Raw genomic sequence first — 24,996 nt, 5'->3', positions numbered from 1 at the left:
GGTGAGCGGATGCCCCGCGGCATCCGCTCACCCTCACAGCACCCGCAGAATGTCCTCGACCCTCTGCTTCGCATCGCCGAAGAGCATTCCGGTGTTCTCGCGGAAGAAGAGCGGATTGGGAACGCCCGCGTAGCCGGAGGCCATCGACCGCTTGAACACGACGACCTCGGCGGCCTCCCACACCTTGAGCACGGGCATGCCGGCGATGGGCGAGCCCGGGTCTTCGGCCGCGGCGGGGTTGACGGTGTCGTTCGCGCCGATGACGAGCACGACCGACGTCCCCGCGAAGTCGTCGTTGATCTCGTCCATGCCGAGCACGATGTCGTAGGGCACGCGGGCCTCGGCCAGCAGCACGTTCATGTGACCGGGCAGGCGTCCGGCGACCGGGTGGATGCCGAACCGCACGTCGACGCCGCGCTCGCGCAGCCGCGCGGTGAGCTCGGCGACCGGGTACTGCGCCTGCGCGACGGCCATGCCGTAGCCGGGGGCGATGACGACGCTGTCGGCGTCGAGCAGGATGCGGGCGACGTCGTCGGCCGAGACCTCGCGGTGCTCGCCCTGCTCGTCGTCGCCCGACGAGGACGCCTGGATGCCGAAGCCGCCCGCGATCACCGACAGGAACGAGCGGTTCATCGCCTTGCACATGATGTACGACAGGTATGCACCGCTGGACCCGACGAGGGCTCCCGTGACGATCAGAAGGTCGTTGTTCAGCAGGAACCCGGCCGCAGCGGCCGCCCAGCCCGAGTAGCTGTTGAGCATCGAGACGACCACGGGCATGTCGCCGCCGCCGATCGAGGCGACCAGGTGCCAGCCGAGCGCGAGGGCGAGGGCTGTCACGACGATCAGCAGCCACAGCCGCGGATCGATCACGAACCACACCGTGAACGCGATGAAGGCGACGACCGCGCCCAGGTTCATCGCGTTCTTGCCGGGAAGCATGAGCGGCGCCGACGACATGCGCCCCGACAGCTTCAAGAACGCCACGATCGACCCGGTGAAGGTCACGGCGCCGATGAACACGCCGACGAACACCTCGGCATGGTGGATGCCCTCCAGCGCCGTCGACATGTCGGGGGCGTCGAGGTAGCCGTTCCAGCCCACCAGCACCGCGGCCAGGCCCACGAAGCTGTGCAGCAGCGCGATGAGCTGCGGCATCCCGGTCATCTCGACCACCCGCGCCCTCCACAGCCCGATCGACGCGCCGATGACGAGGGCGACCAGCATGAGCACGAGCCCCAGAGCGGATGCCGCGCCCCACGCGTCCAGCACGACCAGGAGCACCGTCGCGGCGAGCGCGAGGGTCATTCCGGCGATGCCGAACACCACGCCGTTGCGGGCGGACTCGTGACGGCTGAGCCCTGCGAGACTCAGGATGAACAGCAGCGCGGCGACGAGGTAGGCCGCTGTGGCGAGGGATTCGGCGGTCACTGCTGGCCCGCCTTCACGAACATCTTGAGCATGCGGCGCGTGACGGCGAAGCCGCCGAAGATGTTGATGCTCGCCACCAGCACTGCCACGAACGCGAGCGCCGCCACGAGCGGGTTCTCGCTCGTGATCTGCAGCATCGCGCCGACCACGATGATGCCCGAGATCGCGTTCGTCACCGACATCAGCGGGGTGTGCAGGGCGTGGTGCACCTTGCCGATGACGTAGAAGCCGATCACGACCGAGAGCACCAGCACGGTGAAGTGCTGCGGCAGCGGGTCGGGTGCGACCGCGGTGACGACGAGGAGGGCCGCGATGCCGGCAGCCACGAGGAGGCCCTTCACCCACACCGGGGTCGGTCGCGGATCGGGCGGCGGGTCGGCGGCGACGGGGCTCGCCTTCGGCGGCGCCGACACGGTCACCGGCGGAGGGGGCCAGGTCGTCTCGCCGTCGCGCACGACGGTGACCGAGCGCTGCACGATGTCGTCGACGTCGATCACCAGTTCGCCGTTCTTGGCGGGCGTCAGCAGCTTCAGCAGGTTCACGAGGTTCGTGCCGTACAGCTGCGACGCCTGCGCGGGCAGGCGCGAGGCCAGGTCGGAGTATCCGAGGATCACCACGCCGTTGTCGGTCACCACGCGTGCGCCGTCGACCGAGCCCTCGACGTTGCCGCCCTGCGCCGCCGCCATGTCGACGATGACGCTGCCGGGCTTCATGCTCGCGACATCCGCCGCCGTGATCAGGCGCGGTGCCGCACGCCCCGGGATGAGGGCCGTCGTGATGATGATGTCGACCTCGCGCGCCTGCGCCGAGTAGAGGTCGGCGGCGGCGCGGTCGTAGTCCGCCGAGGTCGCCTTGGCGTAGCCGTCGGCGGACTGCATCTGCTCGCCCACCTCGACGGCGAGGTACTCGCCGCCGATCGAGCGCACCTGGTCGGCCACTTCGGGCCGCGGGTCGGTCGCCCGCACGATCGCGCCGAGGCTCGAAGCCGCACCGATCGCCGCGAGGCCCGCGACGCCGGCACCTGCCACGAGCACCTTCGCCGGGGGCACCTTGCCCGCCGCGGTCACCTGGCCGGTGAAGAAGCGCCCGAACTCGTGCGCCGCCTCGACCACCGCGCGATAGCCCGAGATGTTCGCCATCGAACTCAGCACGTCCATCGACTGCGCGCGCGAGATGCGCGGCACCGCGTCGAGCGCGATCGCGGTGATGCCGCGCGTCGACAGCGCTTCGAGCAGGTCGGGGCGAAGCGCCGGGGCGAGCAGCGCGAACAGGGTCGCTCCGTCGGCGAGCCGGTCGATCTCGTCGGACGTCGGCGGGTTGACCTTCAGCACCAGATCGCTGCGCCACGCCTCGGCGGGGTCGGCGATGCCGGCTCCGGATGCCTCGTACGCGGCATCCGGAAATGACGAGGTCTCACCCGCGCCGCGCTCGACGACCACGTCGTAGCCGAGGGCGACGAGCGCCTTGACGGTGTCGGGGGTCGCCGCGACGCGGGACTCCCCGGGCGCTTCGGCGACGATTCCGATGCGAGTCATGCTGCCCCTTCCGTTGCGACTGGATCACGACGGATCGGGTCGCCGCCGTGGAGAGCACTCCGGACAGGCTAAGGCACAGCGCATGCACCGCCGCACACGGGCGGCACACCCCAGGCGTCCTGGGCGTCCTGTGCGTCCGTCAGCGGACCACCCACTCGAACGCCTCGGCGCGACTGCGCGCCCCCACGCGAGCACGAGAGCGGTTCGGCTCGTCGAGGGCGGCGGTGATCTCTTCGCCGAGACGGACCAGCACGCCGAACCGCTCGGGGTCGAGCCAGCCCGGTCGCAGCGCGAAGGCGAGGTCCTCGGTCGCCGTGTTGCCGGACGCGCCCGGCGCGAAAGGGCATCCGCCCAGGCCCCCCAGCGCGCCGTCCACCACCGTCGCGCCGGCCTCGGCCGCGGCGAGCGCGTTGACGACCCCGAGCCCCCACGTGTCGTGTCCATGGAAGACGACCCCGAGGCCGGGGCGCCGCGCGGCGGCGAGCGCGACGCGGCGGGCGACCTCTGCCGGATGCGCCTGCCCGAGCGTGTCGGCGACGACCACGTCGACGGCGCCCTCGGTGCGCGGGTCTTCGACGATGCCGGCGAACCGCTCAAGCGGCACGACGCCCTCGAACGGGCACGTGAACGACGTGGCGATGCACAGCTGCACCCGGCCGCCGACCTCGGCCGCGGCGGCGACCGCGTCGGGCATCGCCGCGAGCGAGGCCTCGGTGTCGCGGCCGATGTTGGCGCGGTTGTGGCTGTCCGAGGCCGAGAAGCAGTACTGAAAACTGCGGGCACCGGCGGCCGCCGCCCGCTCGACGTGCCTCGGGGTGGCCACCCACAGCCACACGCGCTCCCGCTCCTCGGCGGTGAGCGCCGCGACCACGTCGAGCGAGTCGGCCATCGTCGGCACGAGGTCGGGTCGGGCCATCGAGCCCACCTCGATGTGCTCCACCCCGAGCGCGAACAGCTCGCGCACGAGGTCGACCTTGCGCTGGGTGGGGAGGTTCTTGCCCGCCAGCTGCAGCCCGTCGCGCAGCGTGACATCCCGCAACTGCACGCTCATGCCACCGACTCCTCGTAGGCTGCGATGCGCTCGTCGCTCCAGCCCAGCTCCTGCAGAATCTCGCGCGTGTGCGCGCCGAGGTCGGGACCGAGCGCGCGGATCGGCAGCGATCGCCCGCCGACGACCGGCACGATCCCGGGAAAGCCGACGTGCGTGCGCAGCCGCTCTCCGTCGTGCACGTCGAACCGCTGGATCATGCCGCGCGCGGCGTACTGCTCGTCGGCGACGATGTCCTCAGCGGTGTAGATCGGGCCCGACGGCACCCCGGCCGCCTCGAGTTCGGCAAGCGCCTGCGCGCTCGGGCGCAGCACGGTCCACTCCCCGATCGCGTCGTCGATGAGCTCGCGCGCCGCCCAGCGGCCATCGTTCGTGAGCAGCGCCGGGTCTCGGGCGAGGTCTTCTCGCCCGATGAGCGCCATGTACCGCTGGAAGATCGCGTCGGCGTTCCCCGCGATGACGATGCTCTTGCCGTCGGCGCACAGATACGCGTTCGACGGTGCGATGCCCTCCATGCGGCCGCCGGTGCGCTCGCGGCGCACGCCGTACGCCTCCCACTCGGGCACCAGCGACTCGGTGACCGACAGCATCGCCTCGTTGAGGGCGACATCGATCGAGCGACGCTCGAGCGGATGCCTCTGGCCCGCGTGCCTCTCTCGGTCAAGCAGCGACATCACCACGCCGAAGGCGGCGTAGATCCCGGCGATCGTGTCGCCGATCGAGACGCCGGTGCGGCTCGGCGGGCGCCCCGGCTCTCCGACCAGCTCGCGAAACCCCCCGTACGCCTCGGCGACGGCGGCGAACCCGGGCCGCTCAGCCAGCGGACCGGTCTGGCCGAAGGCCGAGATGCGGGCGACGACCAGGTCGGGGTTCAGCGAATCGAGGGTCGAGGCATCCATCCCCCATCGCTCCAGCGTGCCGGGCCGGAAGTTCTCCAGCAGCACGTCGGACCGGCCGATCAGGTCCGACACGATCTCGCGCCCCTCGTCGCTGCGCAGATCGACCACGAGCGAGCGCTTGCCGCGGTTGAGGGTGCGGTACAGCATCGAGGTGTCGCCGGCGTGCAGTCGCCAGTTGCGCACCTCGTCGCCCGTGCGCGGCCGCTCGACCTTGATCACGTCGGCGCCGAAGTCGGCGAGCAGTCGCCCCGCGGTCGGGGCGGCGATGTAATTGCCGAGCTCGAGAACGCGGATGCCGCGAAGCGGAAGGCTGTCGGTCACCGCTCGGTCGTCGTCGCTGTCGGTCACGCGATCAGTATGCCCCGTCAACCCCGGGCCGAGCGCGCTGCGGGCCGCTCACGCGGCACCCGCTGCGAGACCCCGGGCACGCGCAGCGCGCCGGGTCGCGGCATCCGTCGACCCGGCGCGCTCACGCACGTGATCAGCCGCGGATCAGTCGGCGGCCTCTTCGGCGCGCTCTGCGACCGCGAGGACCGCCTCGTCGGGGACGTACCCCTCGATGTGCCGCTCGTCGGGACCGTTGTACTCCGACAGCGGGCGGATCAGCGCGTTGGCGGCAGCCTGCTCCATGATGTGCGCGGTCCAGCCGGTCACGCGCGCCGCGACGAACAGCGGCGTGAAGGTGAGCGTGTCGAAGCCGATGAGGTTGTACGCCGGGCCCGACGGGTAGTCGAGGTTCGGGTAGATGCCCTTGCGCCCGACGAACTCGCGCTCGAGGGTCTCGTACAGCGCCGCGACATCCTCACGGTCGTAGTGCTCCACGAGCGTGTCGAGCGCGGCCTTCATCGTCGGCACGCGCGAGTCGCCCCGCTTGTACACACGATGGCCGAAGCCCATGATCTTGCGCTTCTCGGCAAGGGCGGTGTCAAGCCACGCGGTCACGTTCTCGGCCGAGCCGATCTCGTCGAAGATGTGCAGCACGGCCTCGTTCGCGCCGCCGTGCAGGGGCCCCTTGAGGGCGCCGATCGCGGCGACGACGGCCGAGTACAGGTCGCTCAGGGTGGAGGTCACGACCCGCGCCGTGAAGGTCGACGCGTTGAACGAGTGCTCGGCGTAGAGAACCATCGAGCGGTTGAAGGCGTCGACGACCACATCGTCGGGTTCCTCGCCGAAGGTCATCCACAAGAAGTTGGCCGCGTAGTCGAGATCGTCGCGCGGCTCGACCGGCTCCTGGCCGCGGCGGCGGCGCTGGCCGTACGCGACGATCGCCGGCAGCACCGCGAACAGCCGGATGCCGCGCGCAAGGTTCTCCTCGGGCGTGCCGGTCGCCTCCAGCACCGAGCCCGATCCGGCGAGGTCGCGCGCGCCGATGAGGCTCACCGCCGTGCGCACCTCGTCCATCGGGTGCGCGTTCAGCGGCACGCGGTCGATCACCGCACGCACGTCGGCGGGCAGGTGCCGGTGCTGACGCTCGAGAGCGCGCAGCTGCGCGAGCTGCACATCGGTCGGCAGTTCGCCGTTCCACAGCAGGTAGGCGACCGCCTCGAACGGCTGGGTCGCCGCGAGCTCCTGCACCGGGTAGCCGCGGTACAGCAGCGAGTTGGTCTCGGGGTTCACCTTCGAGACCGCGGTGTAGTCGACGACGACTCCGGCGAGGCCCTTCTTGATGTCGGGTTGGGTCATTTCTGCTCCTTCGCGAGTCAGCGCTGGATCTGGAAGTTGAAGACGTTCGTGTCGAAGTGGTTGTAGTGCTCGTAGTCGATGAGGTCGTACAGGTCGGCGCGGTGCTGCATCTCACCGAGCTTGCTGGTGAGGTGCCCCTCGTCGATGAGCGTGTCGAGGGCTCGGGATGCCGCCCCCATCGCGATCCGCAGCAGCGAGACCGGCCAGATCACGATGTTCACGCCGACGTCGCGCAACTGGTCGACCGAGAAGAGGTCGGACTTGCCGAACTCGGTCATGTTGGCCAGGATCGGCACGTCGATGGCCGCGCGCACGGCGGCGAACTCCTCGAGCGAGCGCATCGCCTCGGGGAAGATCGCGTCGGCGCCGGCATCCACCAGCGCCTTCGCCCGGTCGACCGCGGCCGAAAGGCCATCCACCGCGGCGATGTCGGTGCGCGCCATGATGAGGAAGTTCGCATCGCGGCGGGCGTCGACGGCGGCCCGGATGCGCTTGATCGCGGTGTCCTCGTCGACGACGGCCTTGCCGTCGAGGTGGCCGCAGCGCTTCGGGTTGATCTGATCCTCGATGTGCGTGCCGGCAAGGCCCGCGTCCTCGAGCGTCTGGATCGTGCGGGCGACGTTCATCGGCTCGCCGAACCCGGTGTCGGCGTCGATGATCGCCGGCAGATCGGTCATGCGGGCGATCTGCTGCCCCCGGCCGGCGACCTCGGTGAGGGTCGTGAGCCCGATGTCGGGCAGACCCAGGTCGGCGCTGAGGACGGCGCCCGAGATGTAGACGCCCTCGAAGCCCTTGCGCTCGATGAGCCGTGCCGAGAGCGGGTTGAACGCCCCCGGGAACCGCAGCAGCTCGCCGCTGGCGAGCCGCTCGCGCAGCACCCGCCGTTTCTCGGCGGCCGGAACCCGGCTGTACAGCATCAGTCCCCTCCCCCCTGCCCCGCCCCCTGTGCACAACGCAGGAAGTCCTGCGCGGCTTCCGCGAGGTCGCGGCGTCGGCGCGCGGGCCGGACCCTACGGCGAGCGCGGAAGTCCTGCGTTGTGCACGCGGCGCGCGGCGCGCGCGGGCTCATCAGAACAGGCCCTTCGGCGCGGGCGCGCCAGCCAGCACTCCGGGCTTGGCCACGATCGACAGCTGACGCACCTCGTCGGCGGTGAGTTCGGGCAGGCGCTGGGCGAGGTCGAGGAAGCGCTCGATCTCTTCGGCCTCGAGCACGGGCTCCGCGAGCAGGCGGAACTTGCGCACGTAGTCCTCGCGCGCGAACGGACGCGCCCCGAGCGGGTGGGCGTCTGCAACGGCGATCTCTTCGACGATCTCGCCGCCGTCCGCGAAGCGGATGACCACGCGTCCGCCGAAGGCCTTCTCGTTCGGGTCCTCCGAGTGGTAGCGACGCGTCCACTCGGGGTCCTCGGCGGTGGTCACCTTGTTCCACAGCGCGACGGTGTCCTCGCGCGCGGCGCGCTCGGGCAGGTACGAGTCCACGTGGTGCCAGGCGCCGTCCTGCAGGGCGACAGTGAAGATGTACGGGATCGAGTGGTCCAGCGTCTCGCGCGAGGCCGTCGGGTCGTACTTCTGCGGGTCGTTCGCGCCCGAGCCGATCACGTAGTGCGTGTGGTGGCTGGTGTGCAGCACGATCGACTCGATGTTGCCCGGCGCGAACGCCTCGGCGGGGTGCTCGCCCTGGAGCTTGCGGGCCAGGTCGATCCACGCCTGGGCCTGATACTCGGCCGAGTGCTCCTTGGTGTACGAATCCAGGATGCCGCGCTTGGCCTCACCCGGAGCCGGCAGCGGCACCTCGTACGAGGCATCCGGTCCGTCCAGCAGCCACGCGATGACGCCGTCCTCGCCCTCGTAGATGGGGTTGGGGCTGGTCTCGCCGCGCATCGCGCGGTCGACCGCCTCGACGGCCATCTTGCCCGCGAACGCCGGAGCGTGCGCCTTCCACGTCGAGATGTCGCCCTTGCGCGACTGACGGGTGGCCGTCGTGGTGTGAAGAGCCTGTCCGATCGCCTGATAGATCGTCTCGACGGGAAGGCCCAGGAGGGTTCCGATCCCGGCGGCGGCCGACGGGCCGAGGTGGGCGACGTGGTCGATCTTGTGCTTGTGCAGCGAGATCGCCCGCACGAGGTCGATCTGGATCTCGTACCCGGTCGCGAGCCCGCGCACCAGCGCCGCGCCGTCGGCGCCGACGTGCTGGGCGACCGCGACGATCGGCGGGATGTTGTCGCCGGGGTGCGAGTACTCCGCGGCGAGGAACGTGTCGTGGTAGTCGAGTTCGCGCACCGCGACTCCGTTGGCCCACGCGGCCCACTCCGGCGACGTGCGCCGCTCGAGCAGGCAGCCGAACACGGTGGCGCCCTCGCCCGAGATCGACACCGGGTGGTCGAGCGCCTGCTGGCGGGCAGCGCTCACAGGGGCGCGGGTGAGGGATGCCGCGGCCACCGACGCGTTGTCGATGACGCGGCCTATGATCATGTCCACGACGTCCGCGTCGACCGCGACGGCGTCTGCGGCGACCTCGGCGATCTTCCAGGCGAGCTGGTCCTCGCGCGCGAGCGGCTCTTCGCTCTTGTACACGCGGACGTGATGGGTGACGGTCATGGCGTCGTCCTTTACTTCAGGGATTCGAGGATGCTCGTCAGAGCGTTGTGCAGGTGGACGTGGGTGGCATGGGCGGCGAGCTCGGCGTCGCCGGCGGCGATCGCGCTCGCGACGAGACGGTGCTCCGAGACGGATGCCGCGACCCGCGCGGGATTGTCGCGGGCGAGCCTGCGCACCCGAACGAGGTGGGTGCGAATCGTGCGCAGGGCGGCGGTGAGGTAGTCGTTCGCGACCGCGCCGTCGAGGGCGGTGTCAAACCGTGCGATCAGCGCGTAGTAGGCGTCGAGTGCGTCGTCGCCGTCGATCGCGGCGCGCGCGAATCCGTCCGCGATGGCGGCGAAGGATGCCGCGAGCGCCGCGTCGCCGGTGGCGCGGCGGCTGGCGAGCCGGGCCGCGGTCTCTTCCAGCGCGCGCCGAACGGCGAACAAGTCGCGGATGTCGTCGGCGTCGACGTCGGTGACGACCGTGACGCGCGGCGACTGCTGGGCGACGAGTCCGTCGGCGGCCAGGCGCCCGAGCGCTTCGCGCAGCGGCGTGCGGCTGACGCCGAGGCGCGTGGACTGCTCGACCTCGGCGAGCACGGTGCCGGGCCGGAGGGTGCCGCTCTGGATCTCGTCGAGGAGCGTCGCGTACGCGATGTCGCTTGCGCGCATTCGCAACCACCTCCTCGTTCGACGACCCTGCCAGTGTATACACAAATGGCAACGGAGGGCGAACAGAAGGCGCGGGCCGCTTTCTGGGTATACACAGCGGTGCCGCCCGGCAGCTCCGCCGCGATCTCGGTGTGATCGTCGCCGCCGGCCCGAGTCTGCGGAGGCATGGATGTCAGCGACGCCGTGCCCACTCAAACGCGCCGGCGGACCCGCCCTCTCAGGCCTCCGTCGTCCCCTCGTAGAGGCCGATCGTATTGCCGTCCGGATCGTCGAACGCCGCCCACCAGCTCGTCTCGCTGATCGGCGACTTCGGCATCGTGACGGTCGCGCCGGCTTCGACGGCCGCGGCGAGCGTGTCGTCGATCGAGTCGACCTCGACGTATGACCGCGGCTGCGTGAAGCCGTCGCTGCGCGGAGCCAGTCCGCCGCCCGAGATCTTGTTGGGAGCCTGCCACATCGGGTAGCCCTCGTAGCCGGGGACCTCGGCGATCTGCCAGCCGAACAGCTTCGAGTAGAACTCGCTGGCCTTGCCGAGGTCGGTGACGGGGATGTCGATGTGGGTGATGTCGCCGTGAGGCATGATGCGTCCTCTCCTCGATGGGTTTCGGTGGGAACGCCGACAGTCTCGTCCCGCCCCGCGGACACGACAACCCCTGAGCGCGAGCGGTCAGGCGGTCGCGGCGAGGTAGGCGCGAAGCTGCTCGACGACGAACGCGTGATCCTCGGCCTGCGGGAGCCCCGAGACGCCGACAGTGCCGACCACGCCGGCCCCGCGCACGGCGATCGGGAACACTCCCCCGTGCGCGGCGTACTCTCTCGGATCGAGTCGCGCCGATGTGTCGAAGTCCTTGCCCTGCACCCGGAACGACATGCCCACGCCGTACGACGATCGCCCGTACCGCCTCGCGACGCGGGTCTTGCGCTCGAGCCACGCGTCGTTGTCGGCGCTCGACCCGGCCAGCGCCGTGTGGAACACCCGCGCCTCGCCCAGGGTGATCCCGATGACGATGGGCAGCCCCTGCGTCACCGCCGCGTCGCGCAGACGCGAGCCGAGCCGCCACGCGTCGTCGAGGTCGAAGCGCGCAAGCACGAGCTCGCGCTCCTCGGCCGTGATGCGCTCCAGGGTCGTGCGGGCCTCGTCATCCATGCAGCAAGCGTAGAGCGAAGCCGTCGCGCGGCGAGGGCCTGCTCAGGATGCCTCGGCCAGCAGTTCTTCGAGGCGGTCGATCGCGGCCCGCTGGCCTTTCACGAGACGCTCCCGCGCGGCATCCGTCGTCGTCCACTCGACCCGGTCGACCTCGGGGAACGACTGCGTGCGGCCCGACCGCGGCGGCCACTCGAGGTCGAACTCGCCGAAGGCGATCCCGTCGAGCGAGAAGCCCGCGCCGTCGGCGACGAACACGGTGACGCGCTTGCCCGACGAGTACGCGAAGGTGCCGAGCTCGGCCAAGGGCCCCTCGGGCGGGTCGACACCCAGCTCTTCGCGGAACTCGCGGCGCGCGGCACCGAGGGCTGACTCGTCGCCCTCGGTGAACTCGCCCTTCGGGATCGACCACGCACCGGCATCGTGCGCGGCCCAGTACGGACCGCCCATGTGCGCGATCAGCACCTCGACGCCGCCCGAGGGCGGCAGCCGATAGAGCAGGATGCCGGCGCTGCGGATCATCCGCCTCCCCTCGCCTCTGACAGGGCGCCGGTCACGGCCGGGTCTTCGGCGAGACCTCGTACGTGTTGGCCGGGTCGGTGACGGCGACCGGGGCGAGCGCCTCGTCGATCGCGGCGAGCGTCGAGGCGTCGAGCACCACGCCCGAGGCCATCACCGAGTCTTCGAGCTGCTCGGGGCGCGAGGCGCCGACCAGCGCCGCCGACACGTTCGGGTTCTGCAGCACCCACGCGATCGCGAGCTGCGGCATGGTGAGACCGGCCTCGGCCGCGACGGGCTTGAGCCGCCGCACCGCCTCGAGCACGTCGTCGCGGAGGAACCGCTGGATGAACTGCGCGCCGCTCTTCTCGTCGGTCGCGCGCGAGCCGGCGGGCACGGCCTGGCCGGGAAGGTACTTGCCGCTCAGCACGCCCTGCGCCATCGGCGACCACACGATCTGCGAGATGCCGAGCTCCTCGGAGGCCGGCACGACCTTGCCTTCGATGACCCTCCACAGCGCGGAGTACTGGGGCTGGTTCGAGATCAGCTGGATGCCCAGCTGCTTGGCCAGCGCGTGCCCCTCGCGCAACTGCTCGGCCGTCCACTCGGAGACTCCGATGTAGAGCGCCTTGCCCTGCCGCACGACGTCGGCGAACGCCTGGAAGGTCTCTTCGATCGGCGTCTCGTAGTCGTAGCGGTGCGCCTGGTAGAGGTCGACGTAGTCGGTGCCGAGGCGCGTCAGCGACCCGTTGATCGACTCGAAGATGTGCTTGCGGCTGAGGCCGGAGTCGTTCGGGCCCATCGGACCGGTCGGCCAGTACACCTTCGTGAAGATCTCGAGCGACTCGCGCCGCTGACCCTTGAGCGCCTCGCCGAGCACCGACTCGGCGCCCGTGTTGGCGTACGTGTCGGCCGTGTCGAAGCTCGTGACGCCGAGGTCGAGCGCCTTGTGCACCGTCGCGATCGCGGCGTCGTTCCCGACCTGCGAGGCGTGCGTGACCCAGTTGCCGTAGGTGATCTCTGACACCTTGAAGCCGCTGTTGCCGAGGTAGCGATAGTTGACCATTGCCCTACGCTATCGGCGCCCGCCGACACCGGGATCGTCGTGACGACCTGCGACGCGGGTGGCGGCATCCTGTGCTCGGATCAGGCCGCGCCGACGTCAGCGCTCGCGTGACCGAGCCCGGCGATCCCGCACGCGGGCCGCGACGAGCGCGAGCAGCCCCGCAGCCAGCAGCGACGCGCCCCACACCGCGGCGAGCGCCTCATCGGGACCGGTGGGCGCCAGCCCGCCGTCTGCCGGCGGTGCAGCACCCGGCGGCGGAGGCGCCGCAGGGTCGGTGGGCGCCGGATCGTCGCCGTTCGGCGGCGGAGACTCGGCGAAGGTCACATCGCCCTCGGCGAGCACGACCCCGTAGAGCGAGACCCTGATGCGCGTCGTGCCGAACGGGACCGGCATGTCGATCGTGCCCGTCGCCCCTCGCGCGCGGTCCTGCACCGCCGTCAGAAGGGTGCCGTCGGGCAGCGTCGACTCGATCGTGAACGCGAGCGTCTCTGCGCCTGCGACCGCCGATCCGGCCAGCGAGACCGTGGCCGATCCGCCGGTCGCGCTCGCGGCGCCGGGGGCCACCGCTGCGGTCGAGAGGGCGGATGCGGGCACCTCGAAGTCGTACGAGTAGTCGGCGGTCGTGCCGTCGTGCACGACGACGGCGTCGGCGAACCCGGATGCGCCCACCGGCGCGCCGGTGCCGATCCCGACCTGGATCTGACCCCAGGCCCCGGCCGGATACTGCGCGATGAACTCGGCGAGCGTGCAGGAGGCGCTGATCGTGCAGAACGAGTCCGCGGTGTTGGACTGGAAGACGATCGAGTCGGGGCCGAGGGTCCACGACTGCCAGACGCCGGATTCGACGGTGCCGTTGCGATCCGGCGCAAACGACAGCGTCGTGAAGCCGGTGGGAGCGGGAATGAGCGACTGGAAGCCGACCAGGCGCAGGATCGGCACGTTCGACTCGGGCTGGACCGTCGCGAACGTGAACGTCGAGTACGACGCGCTGAGGCTCGACCACGGAACCGGTGTCGGCAGGTCCTGTCCGGGTGCCCCCGTGGGCACCGCGAACCCCAGCGCGAGGTCGCTCGAGGCGGGCGTCACGAACGACATGCTGCCGCGCCCCAGCGGCGGTGCGAGCGGCCCCTCGACCAGCGCCACGGTCGCGTCAGGCGTGGAGTCGGGATGCCGCCCCCACCCGGTGCCCTCGCCGGCGACGACGTCGGGGCTCAGGGTGTCGATGACGACGGGGGGCGAGCCCGGCGCCGCGAAGACCACGATCGCGGTGAGCACCGGTCCGACTGCTGTCAGAGTCCACCTCATGTCAGACCCCCTCGACGGTGGGCGGAACGTTGGCCACGGTACTCCCGCGGCGTCGCGGCGACAATGGGCCCCCGCATCCGCCTGCGCGTTCGGGTTTCGTGAGGATTCTTCACGAATTCGTGAAATCAGCGTAGCTTCAGCGCCATGTCCACCGTCATCCGCACCCGCGGACTCACCAAGCACTACGGCCGCGTACACGCTCTGGACGGCCTCGATCTCGAGGTCGGGCAGGGTCAGGTCCACGGCTTCCTCGGCCCCAACGGCGCCGGAAAGTCGACCACTCTGCGCATACTGCTCGGCCTCGCGCGAGCGACCGGCGGCGAGGTCGCGGTGTTCAACCTCGACCCGTGGCGCGATGCCGTGGCGCTGCACCGCCGCATCGCGTACGTGCCCGGCGACGTGAGCGTGTGGCCGAACCTGTCCGGTGGTGAGGCGATCGACTTTCTCGCGCGACTGCGCGGCGCGGACCGCCGCGGCAGCGCCTACACAGCCGACAAGGCGCGGCTGCTCGAGGCGTTCCAGTTCGACCCGCGCAAGAAGGGCCGCGCGTACTCGAAGGGCAACCGCCAGAAGATCGCGCTCATCGCCGCGTTCGCGGTGCCCGCCGACCTGTACATCCTCGACGAGCCGACCAGCGGCCTCGACCCTCTGATGGAGGTCGTGTTCCGGCGCGAGATCGAGAGGGTGAAGGATGCCGGCGCCACGGTGCTGCTGTCCAGTCACATCCTCTCTGAGGTCGAGCAGCTGTGCGACCGCGTCTCGATCATCCGCGCGGGCAAGGTCATCGAGTCCGGCACCCTGGCGCAGCTGCGGCACCTCACGCGCACGGAGGTCTCGTTCGAAGGGACGGATGCCTCGGCCGCCGCGGGTATCGCCGCCGCCCACGATGCGGCCGCCGAGGGCGGCCGCGTGCGGTTCACGGTCGACAGCGACGCGGTGCCTTCGATCCTCCCCGAGCTGGCCTCCCGGCGCGTCGCGGGACTGCGCATCCAGCCGCCGACGCTCGAAGAGCTGTTCCTGCGTCACTACGGCGATGAGCTGACCGGCGCCGCCTCGACCGCCGAAGCCGTCCGATGAACCGGGTCCGGGTCATCCTCGGCCAGCGCCTGCGGCGCGACTGGCTGCAGCTGACGCTGTGGATCGGCTCGACCGTGCTGCTCGCGTTCGCCGGTTTCGCGGGTGTCGCCGAGGCGTACGGCACCGAGCAGGACCGCTCCGGCATCCTCGCGGCCGTCATGGCGAACCCTGTCATCCTGCTCTTTCGCGGGCTGCCCTCGGGCACCGACTCTTCGGCGTTCGTCGTGTTCCTGCTGTTTCCGTGGCTGGCGATCATGGCGGCCTTCATGAGCGCGTTCCTCGCCGTGCGCCACACGCGCGGCGACGAGGAGGCGGGTCGTGTCGAGCTCGTCGATGCGACCCCGGCCGGCCGGTGGACGCCGACGGCCGCCACGCTCGTGCACGGCACGCTCGCGAACGTCGTGCTCGGCGTCCTGGTCGCGGCGGCCTTCCTCGCCGGCGGGGCCGCGGCGCAGGGGTCGTGGCTGGTCGGCACCGCGACCGCCGTGGTGGGGCTCGTCTTCCTCGGGCTCGGGATGCTGTCGGCCCAGCTCATGCGGACCTCTCGAGGTGCGAACTCGCTCACGGTGTGGGTCCTCGTGGCGACGTTCGTGGTGAGCGGCATCGGGAACGCGCTCGGCACCCCGAGCGACGACCTCACCCGCATGGAGAGCTCGTGGCTGACGTGGACGTCTGCGTTCGGATGGGCCGAGAACACGCGCGCGTTCGACGAGAACCTGTGGTGGCCGGTCCTTTTGTGCGTCGCCGCCTTCGTCGTGCTGACCGCCGCCGCGCTCGCCCTGCAGTCGGTGCGCGACCTGGGCGAGAGCATCGTCGCCGAGCGCCTCGGGCGCGCGTCGGCGCGCGCGGGCCTGGCGTCGACGACAGCGCTCGTCTTGCGCCTGTCGGCGCCGTCGACGATCGGATGGATGGTGGGCGGACTCCTCACCGGCGCCCTGTCGACGTCGCTGGGCGGGGTGGTCGACCAGATCGGCGGCGAGAACCCTGCGATCGCGGAGGTGCTGACCTCGCTGGCAGCGGAGGGCGACCTCGAGCAGGCGGTCGTCGTGGTGTTCTTCACAATGGCGGGCCTGCTCGCCGCGTGCGCCGCCGTGCAGACCGTCGCTCGCGCGCGTCAGGAGGAGGCCCACGGCACGGCCGAGCAGGTGCTCGCGACGCCGGTGCACCGGGTGCGCTGGCTGCTGGGCTTCGTCGGCGTCGGCTTCGTCGCGATCGTGCTGACGTGCTCCGCCGCCCTCGGCGGAGCCGCGCTCGGCGGAGCCGCGCTCGGCGGAGCCGCGCTCGGCGGAGCCGCGCTCGGCGCGGCGGCGGGCGACAACGCCGCGAAGCTCGTCGAGGCCGCCGCCGTCGCCACGGCGGGGCAGGTCGTCGCCGCCACCGTGTTCCTCGTGCTGACGGCCCTCGTGTTCACGGTCGCACCGCGTCTGACGATCCCGCTCGGGTGGGCACTCGTGGTGGCCGCGATCATGCTCGGTCTGTTCGGGCCGCTCCTCGGGGTCTCCGAGAGCCTGACGGACCTCTCGCCGTTCGCCGTCGCCCCCGAGCTCGACGGCGACACCGTCGACGTGCGCGGGCTGTGGTGGCTGGTGCTGACGATCTGTGTCGGGGGCGCGGCATCGGTCGTCTTCATGCGGCGGCGGGAACTGGCGGCCGCCGGGTAGGTTCGATCGGGAGAATCATGACAGACGCGCATCCCGGAGTCGAGGCGGCCGAGCAGGCCGCGGCGATGATGACGACGGCGGGGATGCCGCGTATGCCCGCCCGCGTCATGATGGCGCTGGTGGCCGCCCGCGACGGCGGCTATACGGCGGCCGAGCTCGGCGAACGGCTCGGAGTGAGCGCGGGCGCGGTGTCGGGCGCGGTGCGCTACCTGCAGACGCTGCAGATGGTGCATCGCCTCTCGCGCGCCGGCGACCGCCGCGACCGCTACGAGCTCGTTCCCGACGTCTGGTACCGCGTCACGACGGGCAACGCACCGCTGTACGAGCGGCTGGCCGATCTGATCGATCGCATCGGCGACGACCAGCACGACGATGCCACGGCCCGCGCACGTGCGGACGAGATGGCCGAGTTCTTCCGCTTCATGGCGAGAAGGATGCCGCGCCTCATCGAGGAGTGGGAAGCGGAGCGCCTCACACCCGGCGCCTGATCGTCGAGCCGCTTGCGAGTGCGGTCGGACGTGATGCTACATTCTGCTCAACGGGAACAATGGCAGGTCGAGACCTCCGTCGCGTCGGATTCTGGTCTCTGGGGAGCTCACTTGCATACTGTTCGCGCGCGCCATCTCGTCCTCGCTCTGGCTGCACTCGGCCTGACCGCCCTCACGCTCGCCGGTTGTGCGTCCCAGGGCCAACCCCTCCCGGACGTCTCCACCCTCGACGCAGGCAGCGTCGAGGAGGGTGGGCAGATCGCGACCGAGCCGGCGGCAGAACCCGCGGCTGCGGCTGCGGAGGTCACGTGGAAAGAAGGATGCGCCGTCCCCGCCGAGGGCGACGAGGGATCCGGGCAGAAGCGCACGCCGACCGCGTACAGCAACGTGACGACCCGCGCCCCGTCGATGGAGCCCTACGTCGTGTGCGCGTGGGAGCAGACCGATCTGGCTACGGGGGACCACCTCGCGTTCATCGCGCAGATCGACACCTCGACCATGGGACAGGCCATCGGCCCGCTCTACAGTGACGGTTGGGTCGTCTGCGAGTACGAGGGGTCCAGCGCGTTTCTCTATCATCCCGACGACCCCTCCACTCTTGTTCAGCTCGCGGAATCGGGTACGACGGCGAACCTGTCTGACAGTGACCTCCGCCTCGACGTGAGCACCTGCACGGCCGGCGACTGAACCGAGCGGAGCGTGGGGGGGCTCCTTCCGTCCCGGGGCGGTGGCCGGACAGTCCTGCCCGGGCGGGTAGCGTGGATGCCCGTGACTGACGCGAACGCCCCCTACATCGTGGCCACCGACGGCGCCTGCAAAGGCAACCCCGGACCGGCGGGCTGGGCGTGGGTCGGCGAGGACGGCCACTGGGCCGCGGGATCGCTGCCCGTCGGCACGAACAACATCGGCGAACTGCTCGGGCTGCTGCGGGCGATCGAGGATCACGCGGACGTGCGCAATCTCGTCGTGCAGGCCGACTCGCGGTACGCGATCGACACCTACTCGTCGTGGATGGACGGGCACCGCCGCCGCGGCTGGAAGACCTCGGCCGGCGCGCCCACGAAGAACCGCGAGCTGCTCGAGCAGCTCATCGCCGCGCGCGACGCTCGCCGGGCGGCAGGCCTTCCCGACGTGAAGCTCGAGCACGTGCGCGGGCACTCCGGTCACGTGCTCAACGCGTGGGCCGACGAGCGCGCGGTGCGCGCGTCCGAGCACGCCGCGAAGGGGGTCGAGAGCGCCTGGTCGTCGCTCGGCGGAGCCCGCGAGCGCCTCGACGTCACGGTCGCCCCGAAGAACGGGCGCTGAGCCCGCCGACACGAGAACGGGGGGACGGATGCCGCGGCATCCGTCCCCCCGTCGTGCACCCGATCAGCTGACCGGCGCGGCCTCGTCCTCGACCGCGTCGGAGATTCCCGCCTCGGTCTCGCGGAGCTCGTCGTCGAGGTCGGTCGCCGCCTGCTCGAACTGCGAGTTGTACAGCCGGAAGTAGGCGCCCTTCGCCGCGATGAGCTCGTCGTGCGTGCCCTGCTCGACGATGCCGCCGTTCTCCATCACGAGGATGAGATCCGCGTCGCGGATCGTCGAGAGGCGGTGGGCGATCACGAACGAGGTGCGCCCCTGGCGGAGCGCGGCCATCGCGTGCTGCAGCAGCAGCTCGGTGCGGGTGTCGACCGAGCTGGTCGCCTCGTCGAGGATCAGCACCGAGGGCTGCGCCACGAACGCGCGGGCGATCGTGATGAGCTGCTTCTCACCGGCCGAGATGTTCGACGCGTCCTCGTCGAGCAGCGTGTCGTACCCGTCCGGCAGCGAATGCACGAACCGGTCGACGTAGGTCGCGCGGGCGGCCTCGAGGATCTCGTCGTCGGTGGCGTCGGCGCGGCCGTAGCGGATGTTCTCGCGGATCGTGCCGGCGAACAGCCACGGGTCCTGCAGCACCATGCCGGTCTTGGCACGGATGTCGCGGCGCGTGAGCTCGGCGATGTTCTGGCCGTTGAGGAGGATGCGTCCGCCGTCGAGCTCGTAGAAGCGCATGATGAGGTTCACGAGCGTTGTCTTGCCGGCCCCCGTCGGGCCGACGATCGCGACCGTCTGCCCGGGTTCGACCCGAAACGACAGGTCGTGGATGAGCGGGTGGTCGGGCGCGTACGCGAATGCGACGTCCTGGAACTCGATCGTGCCGTCGCCGTCGATCGGAGCCGGAGCGTCGGAGGCATCGGGCTCCTGCTCTGGCACGTCGAGGATCTCGAACACGCGCTCGGCCGACGCCGTGCCCGACTGCACGACCGCCGCCATGCCACCCAGCTGGGCGAGCGGCTGGGTGAACTGCTGGGAGTACTGGATGAACGCCTGCACGTCGCCCAGGCGCAGCTGGCCCCCGGCGACCATGAGCGCGCCGAACACCGCGATGCCGACATATGTCAGGTTGCCGATGAACATCATCGCCGGCTGCATGATGTTCGCCAGGAACTGGGCCTTGAACGAGGCCTCGTACAGCTCTTCGTTCTCGACGCGGAACGCCTCGCGCGAGGCGTGCTCGCGACCGAAGACCTTGACCAGCGCGTGGCCCGAGAACGACTCCTCGACCCGGGCGTTCAGGCGACCGACCTTGCGCCACTGGATGCCGAACGCGGCCTGCGAGCGCGGGCCGATGACGCCGAACAGGACCGCCATCAGCGGGAAGCTCACGAGCACGACGAGCGTGAGCGGCCACGAGATCGTGATCATCATGATGAGCACGCCGACCACGGTGAGCACGCTCGTGAGCGCCTGCGACAGCGACTGCTGCATCATCTGGGTGATGTTGTCGATGTCGTTGGTGACGCGTGAGATGAGATCGCCGCGCTGCACCTTGTCGAAGTAGCTGAGCGGCAGACGGTTGATCTTCGCCTCGACCTGCTCGCGCATGCGCCACATCACCCGCACCATGACCACGTTCATGACGTAGCCCTGGATCCACATCAGCAGCGACGATGCGAAGTACAGCGCGAGCACGATCAGCAGCACGCGGCTCAGCGCGATGAAGTCCACGCCCGCGCCCGGCACGAAGTTCTGCATCGCCTGCACGATGTTGGCGAGGTCCTGCTGGCCGGAGTCGACCAGGCCCTGGACCACTTGGTCTTTCGTGACGCCCGCCGGGATCGACGACGACACGACGCCCTCGAAGAGGATGTTCGTCGCCTCACCGAGCACCTTGGGCGAGAGCACGGCGAGCACCACGCCGAGCGAGCCGAGGAGGGTCACGAGGATGAGCGCCCACGAGTACGGCTTGAGCATGCCGAGCAGCCGTTTGAACGACGGCCCGAAGTGCGCCGCCTTTCCGGGCGCGACCCCGCCGCTCCAGTCGTCGGCCGACAGGCGCGCCGCCTCGCCGAGCTCGATCTCGAGCTTCTCCTCGGCGGTGAGCTCGCGCTCGGCTCGGCCGGGCCGGCGTCGGCTGGTCTTCGTCTTCTCGGCGCTCATCGCGCGACCTCCGCTCCGAGCTGGGATTCGACGATCTCGCGATAGGTCTGATTCGTCTCGAGCAGCTCTTCGTGCGTGCCCAGGCCCACCATGCCGCCGTCGTCGAGCACGACGATGCGGTCGGCCTCGGTGATGGTCGAGATGCGCTGCGCGACCACGATCTTGGTGACCTGTGGCAGCTCTCTCCACAAGGCCTGTCTCAAGCGGGCATCCGTGGTGAGGTCGAGGGCCGAGAACGAGTCGTCGAACACGAGCACCTTGGGATCGTGCACGATCGCACGGGCGATCGCGAGCCGCTGACGCTGACCGCCCGAGACGTTCGTGCCGCCCTGCGAGATGCGCGCGTCGAGGCCGCCGTCCATCTGGCTCACGAAGTCGCTGGCCTGGGCGATCTCGAGCGCACGCCAGAGTTCGGCGTCCGTCGCGTCTTCGCGGCCGAACCGCAGGTTCGAGCCGATCGTGCCGGTGAACAGGAAGGGACGCTGCGGCACGAGGCCGATCGTGCTCCACATCGCGTCGAGGTCGGCCCTGCGCACGTCGACGCCGCCCACGACGACGGCCCCGTCGGTGACGTCGAACAGGCGAGGGATCATCGAGATGAGCGTCGTCTTGCCGGCGCCGGTCGAGCCGACGACCGCCACGGTCTCGCCCGGGTCGGCGCGGAAGGTGATGCCCGACAGGATGGGATGCTCGGCGCCCGGATAGGTGAACGTCACGTCGCGGAACTCGACCGTGCCGGGCGTCGGGAACTCGCCCAGCGCGTCGGCCGGCCGCTCGAGGGTCGAGTGGGTGTCGAGCACCTCGCCGATGCGGTCTGCCGAGACCGCCGCGCGCGGGATCATCAGCGTCACGAAGCTCGCCATCATGACCCCCGACAGGATGATCATCGCGTACTGCATGAAGGCGAAGAGCGTTCCGATCTGCACGTCACCCTGGTCGACCTGGATGCCGCCGAACCAGATCACGCCGATCACGGTGACGTTGAGGATCAGCATGATCGCGGGGAACAGCACCACGAAGAGGGATCCGACCTTGCGGCCGACGATCATGATGTCGGTGTTCGCCTCGCCGAAGCGCTTCTCTTCGAGCGGCTCGCGCACGAAGGCGCGGATGACGCGGATGCCGGTGAGCTGCTCGCGCATCACTCGGTTCACGGCGTCGAGCTTGAGCTGCATCTGACGAAACAGCGGCACCATGCGGACGATGATGAGCGCCGCCACGATCAGCAGCACGGGGACGGCGACCGCGATGATCCACGACAGACTGGGGGCCTGCTGGATCGCGAGGATGACGCCGCCGATCGCCAGCAGCGGCGCCGACACCAGGAACGTGGCCGACATCATCGCGAGCATCTGCACCTGCTGCACGTCGTTGGTGTTGCGGGTGATGAGGGAGCCTGCGCCGAAGCCGGTGACCTCGCGCTCGGAGAAGGCCGAGACGCGCTCGAAGATGTCGTCGCGCATGTCGCGGCCCGCGCGCATCGCGGCTTTGGCGGCGAAGTAGGTCGCGATGATCGAGGCGACGATCTGCCCCAGGGACACCGTGAGCATGAACACGCCGGTGCGCCAGATGTAGTCGGTGTCTCCCTTGGAGAGGCCGTTGTCGATGATGTCGGCGTTGAGCGTCGGCAGGAACAGCGACGCGAGAGCCGCCGCGAACTGGAACAGAAGCACGCCCAGCAGCAGCCGACCTGAGGATCTCAGGTACCGGACGAGGAGTTTGAGCAGCACGGATTCCCCCGAGAACGCGAAAAAGGCTCGATGAAGAGCCGGAAAAGGGATGTGTGATCACCCTGGCACGGACCACCGACATCGCGCAGACCCGTTCACCGAGGGCGAAACGTGGAGTCGGGATGCCGGCGCATCCGCGAAACACCATAACACGATATATCGCGACCTGCGAAGTCTTTTGCGGATCTGGATGCGGGTCGCACCCGGCGCGTCTCTGAGGAACGCCTGATCGGTCCCTGGGAGTTCCCTGACGGGCCGTAAGGAACTCGCAGATAGCCGCCCTTTCCTCGTGCAGGCCCGGTATGCGGACCCGCAGACCGACCACCGCAGGAAGGGCGTGGACCATGCGAACGACAACGCAATCACGGGGCACAGGACGACGGCTGCTGCGCGGGTTTCTCGCCGCGCTCATGGCGATCGGCCTCGGCACCGGTGCGGCAGTGCTGGCGCCCTCGGCTGCCGAGGCCGCCGAACTCGATGCGATCACGAGCGTGTCCACCCAGAACGAGCCGCCTTACACCGTCGGACAGATGTTCACGGTCGATGCCACCTGGAAGGTGGAGGACGATGCCATGGCGGGTGACACCTTCACCCTCTCCTTCCCCGACGCCCTGGTGGGGTACAGCGCCGCCTTCGACCTGCTGGACGAGGATCAGGCGGTCGTCGGCAGCTGCAGCGTGACGAGCACCCGCTTCGTCTGCACGCTCTCGGACTACGTGAACACGCACACCAACGTGCACGGCACGCTGTTCTTCCATGCGCAGCTCACGGAGGCCACCACCGATGAGGAGATCGTGTTCACCACCGGCACCTCCGTCTCGCTCGCCCTCCCGCTCCCCGGCGGAATCGGCTCACCGGGCGAGAGCGAGCCACCGGGCGAGGCGTACAAGAGCGGCGTTCAAACCGAAGACGGAAGGATCATCTGGGACGTCGTGATCCCCGCCGAGCTTCTGACCGATGGCATGGAACTGGTCGACAGGTACGACGAGAGGCTGACCTTCGACTCGACGGAGCCGGGGAATCTGACAGTCGCGTGGATCCTCGATTCCGAGTGGAGCAGCGGCAACTGGGTCGACGTCCCCAGCGACCAGTACGTCTTCATCCACGATCCAGCCGACCACTCGTTCACCATCGCGTTCGAAAACGTCCAGAAGAGTCCTCCCAGGACGTACGTGATCCGCACGACGATGGACCTGCCTGCCGACGCGCAGACAGGCGACACGTTCTCTAACGAGGTGTCCGCCGCGGGAGTGGGCCGCGTCGAGGCGGATGTGGTGCTGATCAACAGCGGCGGAACGGGAACCGGCGACGGTCTCGGCGATCTCCGCGTGACCAAGACGGTGGCCGGGACGGGTGCGGCGGCGGTCCAGGGCGCGTCCTATGAGATCACCTACACCTACACGAAGGACGCCGAGCAGAAGACGGGAACTCTGACAGTCACTCCCGGGTCGACCGCCGACCTGAAAGAGCTGCCGGTGGGCACGCTCGTGAGGCTGTCCGAAGTCGCTCCGACCGGAGCCGGCGTCACGTACGGGCTCCCGGTCTTCAGCGGAATCGGCGTGACCGACAACCGTGACGGCTCGGCGACCGTCCTGGTGACGGAGGGCACCGTGCAGGTCGCGCTCGAGAACCCGGTCACACTGCTTCCCGGCGGGTTCACCATCACCAAGAGCGTGACCGGAAGCGGCAAGGCAGCCGTCTCGAACGCGGAGTACACCGTGCGATACGCGTACACCGATGCGAGCGGCAGCACCGTCGAGAACACCCTCCTGCTTGGAGACGGCACGACCGCCGGGCTGACGGACCTCCCCCCGGGCACGACGGTCACTCTGACCGAGGTCACGCCGGTCACACCCGGTGTCACCTACGGCACCCCGGTGTTCACCGGCGACGGCGTCACCGACAACGGCGACGGAACGGCCACCATCACCGTCAACCCGGGCACCTCGGTCGAGATCGATCTCGAGAACCCGGCCACCCTGAACGTCGGCGGCCTCGACGTCACCAAGACCGTCACCGGTTCGGGCGCAGCATCCGTCGCGGACACGACGTACACCGTGCGCTACTCCTACCTCGACGCGCACGGCAGGACGGTCGCGGGCAGCCTCTCGGTCGGCGACGGCGAGACCGACGGGATCGCCGGCCTGCGCGAGGGCACCGTCGTGACGCTCTCGGAGACCGCTCCGGTCGCGGTCGGCGTCACCTACGGCACCCCGGTGTTCACCGGCGACGGCGTCACCGACAACGGCGACGGCACGGCCACCGTGACCGTGGTCACCGACTCGACGATCGAGATCGCACTCGAGAACCCGGTGACGACCGACCTGGGGCCTTTCCCCACGGATCCCGCCCCCGTCGACCCGGCGAACCCCGTCGACCCGGCGAACCCCGTCGACCCGGCGAACCCCGTCGACCCGGCGAACCCCGTCGACCCGGCGAACCCCGTCGACCCGGCGAACCCGGCTGACGCCGTTCCCGCCAAGCCCGCGGCGCACGCCCCGCAGCCGCTCGCCATCACGGGCGGAGTGCTCGCCCCGGCGCTGGTTGCCACGGGCGTCCTGCTCGCCGCCACGGGAGTCGCGCTGGCGACCTGGCGTCGGCGCGCAAAGGAGTGATCCTCTGTCGAGGGACGGCCCGGCACCCAGTTCGGGGTGCCGGGCCGTCCTCGTGCTCGGCATCCTCACAGTTGACTCCGAGTCAATACGAACCGAGAGTCGAGGG

Annotated in this window: 21 protein-coding genes; 6 read left to right on the top strand and 15 right to left on the bottom strand. The window is 70.2% G+C overall.

The window, feature by feature from the left end:
* Nucleotides 1-33 precede the first annotated feature (33 nt).
* The 13 genes from pntB to AB1K54_RS07225 all read right to left on the bottom strand — a co-directional run bounded on the left by pntB (nt 34) and on the right by AB1K54_RS07225 (nt 13,860).
* A complete protein-coding gene (gene pntB, locus AB1K54_RS07285) occupies nt 34-1,431 on the bottom strand; it encodes a Re/Si-specific NAD(P)(+) transhydrogenase subunit beta (RefSeq protein ID WP_371202078.1) in 1,398 nt (465 codons plus the stop codon).
* Nucleotides 1,428-2,966 (bottom strand): Re/Si-specific NAD(P)(+) transhydrogenase subunit alpha, encoded by a 1,539-nt coding sequence (locus AB1K54_RS07280; protein ID WP_371202077.1) that lies wholly within the window; start codon nt 2,964-2,966, stop codon nt 1,428-1,430. Before AB1K54_RS07280 ends, pntB begins: the two co-directional genes overlap by 4 nt.
* Nucleotides 2,967-3,105: 139 nt before the next feature.
* On the bottom strand, nt 3,106-4,017 hold the full coding sequence (locus tag AB1K54_RS07275) for a hydroxymethylglutaryl-CoA lyase (protein WP_371202076.1): 912 nt from the start codon (nt 4,015-4,017) through the stop codon (nt 3,106-3,108).
* Nucleotides 4,014-5,261 carry a CaiB/BaiF CoA transferase family protein gene (locus AB1K54_RS07270; protein WP_371202075.1) on the bottom strand — a complete coding sequence of 416 codons (1,248 nt, stop codon included), beginning with the start codon at nt 5,259-5,261 and terminating at the stop codon, nt 4,014-4,016. The genes AB1K54_RS07275 and AB1K54_RS07270 overlap by 4 nt, the downstream gene beginning before the upstream one ends.
* A gap of 144 nt (nt 5,262-5,405) precedes the next feature.
* Nucleotides 5,406-6,596: a bifunctional 2-methylcitrate synthase/citrate synthase gene (locus AB1K54_RS07265; protein WP_371202074.1), complete on the bottom strand. Its 1,191-nt coding sequence runs from the start codon at nt 6,594-6,596 to the stop codon at nt 5,406-5,408.
* A 17-nt stretch (nt 6,597-6,613) separates the two neighbouring features.
* Nucleotides 6,614-7,513, bottom strand: a complete 900-nt coding sequence (prpB, locus tag AB1K54_RS07260; protein WP_371202073.1) for a methylisocitrate lyase — start codon at nt 7,511-7,513, stop codon at nt 6,614-6,616.
* A 151-nt stretch (nt 7,514-7,664) separates the two neighbouring features.
* Nucleotides 7,665-9,194, bottom strand: a complete 1,530-nt coding sequence (locus tag AB1K54_RS07255; protein WP_371202072.1) for an MmgE/PrpD family protein — start codon at nt 9,192-9,194, stop codon at nt 7,665-7,667.
* 11 nt (nt 9,195-9,205) lie between these two features.
* Nucleotides 9,206-9,847 carry a GntR family transcriptional regulator gene (locus tag AB1K54_RS07250; RefSeq protein WP_371202071.1) on the bottom strand — a complete coding sequence of 214 codons (642 nt, stop codon included), beginning with the start codon at nt 9,845-9,847 and terminating at the stop codon, nt 9,206-9,208.
* Between the two features lie 217 nt (nt 9,848-10,064).
* The gene (locus tag AB1K54_RS07245; protein WP_371202070.1) at nt 10,065-10,427 is read right to left on the bottom strand and encodes a VOC family protein; all 363 of its coding nucleotides are present in this window, start codon (nt 10,425-10,427) and stop codon (nt 10,065-10,067) included.
* A gap of 87 nt (nt 10,428-10,514) precedes the next feature.
* Nucleotides 10,515-10,994 (bottom strand): heme-degrading domain-containing protein, encoded by a 480-nt coding sequence (locus AB1K54_RS07240; RefSeq protein WP_371202069.1) that lies wholly within the window; start codon nt 10,992-10,994, stop codon nt 10,515-10,517.
* A gap of 42 nt (nt 10,995-11,036) precedes the next feature.
* Nucleotides 11,037-11,513: an NUDIX domain-containing protein gene (locus tag AB1K54_RS07235; protein ID WP_371202068.1), complete on the bottom strand. Its 477-nt coding sequence runs from the start codon at nt 11,511-11,513 to the stop codon at nt 11,037-11,039.
* Between the two features lie 31 nt (nt 11,514-11,544).
* On the bottom strand, nt 11,545-12,555 hold the full coding sequence (locus tag AB1K54_RS07230) for an aldo/keto reductase family protein (protein WP_371202066.1): 1,011 nt from the start codon (nt 12,553-12,555) through the stop codon (nt 11,545-11,547).
* 96 nt (nt 12,556-12,651) lie between these two features.
* Nucleotides 12,652-13,860 (bottom strand): hypothetical protein, encoded by a 1,209-nt coding sequence (locus tag AB1K54_RS07225; RefSeq protein ID WP_371202065.1) that lies wholly within the window; start codon nt 13,858-13,860, stop codon nt 12,652-12,654.
* Between the two features lie 144 nt (nt 13,861-14,004).
* Between AB1K54_RS07225 and AB1K54_RS07220 the strand changes: the two genes are divergently transcribed.
* The 5 genes from AB1K54_RS07220 (at nt 14,005) to AB1K54_RS07200 (ending at nt 18,391) form a co-directional block, all read left to right on the top strand.
* A complete protein-coding gene (locus tag AB1K54_RS07220; RefSeq protein ID WP_371202064.1) occupies nt 14,005-14,937 on the top strand; it encodes an ATP-binding cassette domain-containing protein in 933 nt (310 codons plus the stop codon).
* Nucleotides 14,934-16,598: an ABC transporter permease gene (locus AB1K54_RS07215; RefSeq protein ID WP_371202063.1), complete on the top strand. Its 1,665-nt coding sequence runs from the start codon at nt 14,934-14,936 to the stop codon at nt 16,596-16,598. Before AB1K54_RS07220 ends, AB1K54_RS07215 begins: the two co-directional genes overlap by 4 nt.
* Nucleotides 16,599-16,615: 17 nt before the next feature.
* A complete protein-coding gene (locus AB1K54_RS07210) occupies nt 16,616-17,086 on the top strand; it encodes a GbsR/MarR family transcriptional regulator (protein WP_371202062.1) in 471 nt (156 codons plus the stop codon).
* An 18-nt stretch (nt 17,087-17,104) separates the two neighbouring features.
* Complete coding sequence (locus AB1K54_RS07205; RefSeq protein WP_371202061.1) at nt 17,105-17,773, top strand: hypothetical protein; 669 nt, start codon at nt 17,105-17,107, stop codon at nt 17,771-17,773.
* Between the two features lie 81 nt (nt 17,774-17,854).
* The gene (locus AB1K54_RS07200; RefSeq protein ID WP_371202060.1) at nt 17,855-18,391 is read left to right on the top strand and encodes a ribonuclease H; all 537 of its coding nucleotides are present in this window, start codon (nt 17,855-17,857) and stop codon (nt 18,389-18,391) included.
* 63 nt (nt 18,392-18,454) lie between these two features.
* Here AB1K54_RS07200 and AB1K54_RS07195 read toward each other — a convergent pair whose 3' ends face one another.
* Nucleotides 18,455-20,545 (bottom strand): ABC transporter ATP-binding protein, encoded by a 2,091-nt coding sequence (locus tag AB1K54_RS07195; protein ID WP_371202059.1) that lies wholly within the window; start codon nt 20,543-20,545, stop codon nt 18,455-18,457.
* Nucleotides 20,542-22,275: an ABC transporter ATP-binding protein gene (locus AB1K54_RS07190; RefSeq protein ID WP_371202058.1), complete on the bottom strand. Its 1,734-nt coding sequence runs from the start codon at nt 22,273-22,275 to the stop codon at nt 20,542-20,544. Before AB1K54_RS07190 ends, AB1K54_RS07195 begins: the two co-directional genes overlap by 4 nt.
* A 344-nt stretch (nt 22,276-22,619) precedes the next feature.
* Here AB1K54_RS07190 and AB1K54_RS07185 point away from each other — a divergent pair, with 344 nt between their 5' ends.
* Nucleotides 22,620-24,890, top strand: coding sequence for an Ig-like domain-containing protein (locus tag AB1K54_RS07185; RefSeq protein ID WP_371202057.1), 2,271 nt, complete (start codon nt 22,620-22,622; stop codon nt 24,888-24,890).
* Nucleotides 24,891-24,996 lie beyond the last annotated feature (106 nt).

The sequence above is a fragment of the Microbacterium sp. BWT-B31 genome, from assembly GCF_041379855.1.
Taxonomy (GTDB): Bacteria; Actinomycetota; Actinomycetes; order Actinomycetales; family Microbacteriaceae; genus Microbacterium.
The sequence above is the reverse complement of the archived record's forward strand: the minus strand, read 5'-3'. Positions and strand labels throughout refer to the sequence as shown.

Coding starts and splice junctions, on each gene's coding strand:
- AB1K54_RS07240 (WP_371202069.1), bottom strand. CDS start 10,994: ATGGATGACGAGGCCCGCACGACCCTGGAGCGCATCACGGCCGAGGAG.
- AB1K54_RS07235 (WP_371202068.1), bottom strand. CDS start 11,513: ATGATCCGCAGCGCCGGCATCCTGCTCTATCGGCTGCCGCCCTCGGGC.
- AB1K54_RS07220 (WP_371202064.1), top strand. CDS start 14,005: ATGTCCACCGTCATCCGCACCCGCGGACTCACCAAGCACTACGGCCGC.
- AB1K54_RS07280 (WP_371202077.1), bottom strand. CDS start 2,966: ATGACTCGCATCGGAATCGTCGCCGAAGCGCCCGGGGAGTCCCGCGTC.
- AB1K54_RS07225 (WP_371202065.1), bottom strand. CDS start 13,860: ATGAGGTGGACTCTGACAGCAGTCGGACCGGTGCTCACCGCGATCGTG.
- AB1K54_RS07230 (WP_371202066.1), bottom strand. CDS start 12,555: ATGGTCAACTATCGCTACCTCGGCAACAGCGGCTTCAAGGTGTCAGAG.
- AB1K54_RS07245 (WP_371202070.1), bottom strand. CDS start 10,427: ATGCCTCACGGCGACATCACCCACATCGACATCCCCGTCACCGACCTC.
- prpB (WP_371202073.1), bottom strand. CDS start 7,513: ATGCTGTACAGCCGGGTTCCGGCCGCCGAGAAACGGCGGGTGCTGCGC.
- AB1K54_RS07255 (WP_371202072.1), bottom strand. CDS start 9,194: ATGACCGTCACCCATCACGTCCGCGTGTACAAGAGCGAAGAGCCGCTC.
- AB1K54_RS07250 (WP_371202071.1), bottom strand. CDS start 9,847: ATGCGCGCAAGCGACATCGCGTACGCGACGCTCCTCGACGAGATCCAG.
- AB1K54_RS07265 (WP_371202074.1), bottom strand. CDS start 6,596: ATGACCCAACCCGACATCAAGAAGGGCCTCGCCGGAGTCGTCGTCGAC.
- AB1K54_RS07195 (WP_371202059.1), bottom strand. CDS start 20,545: ATGAGCGCCGAGAAGACGAAGACCAGCCGACGCCGGCCCGGCCGAGCC.
- AB1K54_RS07275 (WP_371202076.1), bottom strand. CDS start 4,017: ATGAGCGTGCAGTTGCGGGATGTCACGCTGCGCGACGGGCTGCAGCTG.
- AB1K54_RS07185 (WP_371202057.1), top strand. CDS start 22,620: ATGCGAACGACAACGCAATCACGGGGCACAGGACGACGGCTGCTGCGC.
- AB1K54_RS07210 (WP_371202062.1), top strand. CDS start 16,616: ATGACAGACGCGCATCCCGGAGTCGAGGCGGCCGAGCAGGCCGCGGCG.
- AB1K54_RS07215 (WP_371202063.1), top strand. CDS start 14,934: ATGAACCGGGTCCGGGTCATCCTCGGCCAGCGCCTGCGGCGCGACTGG.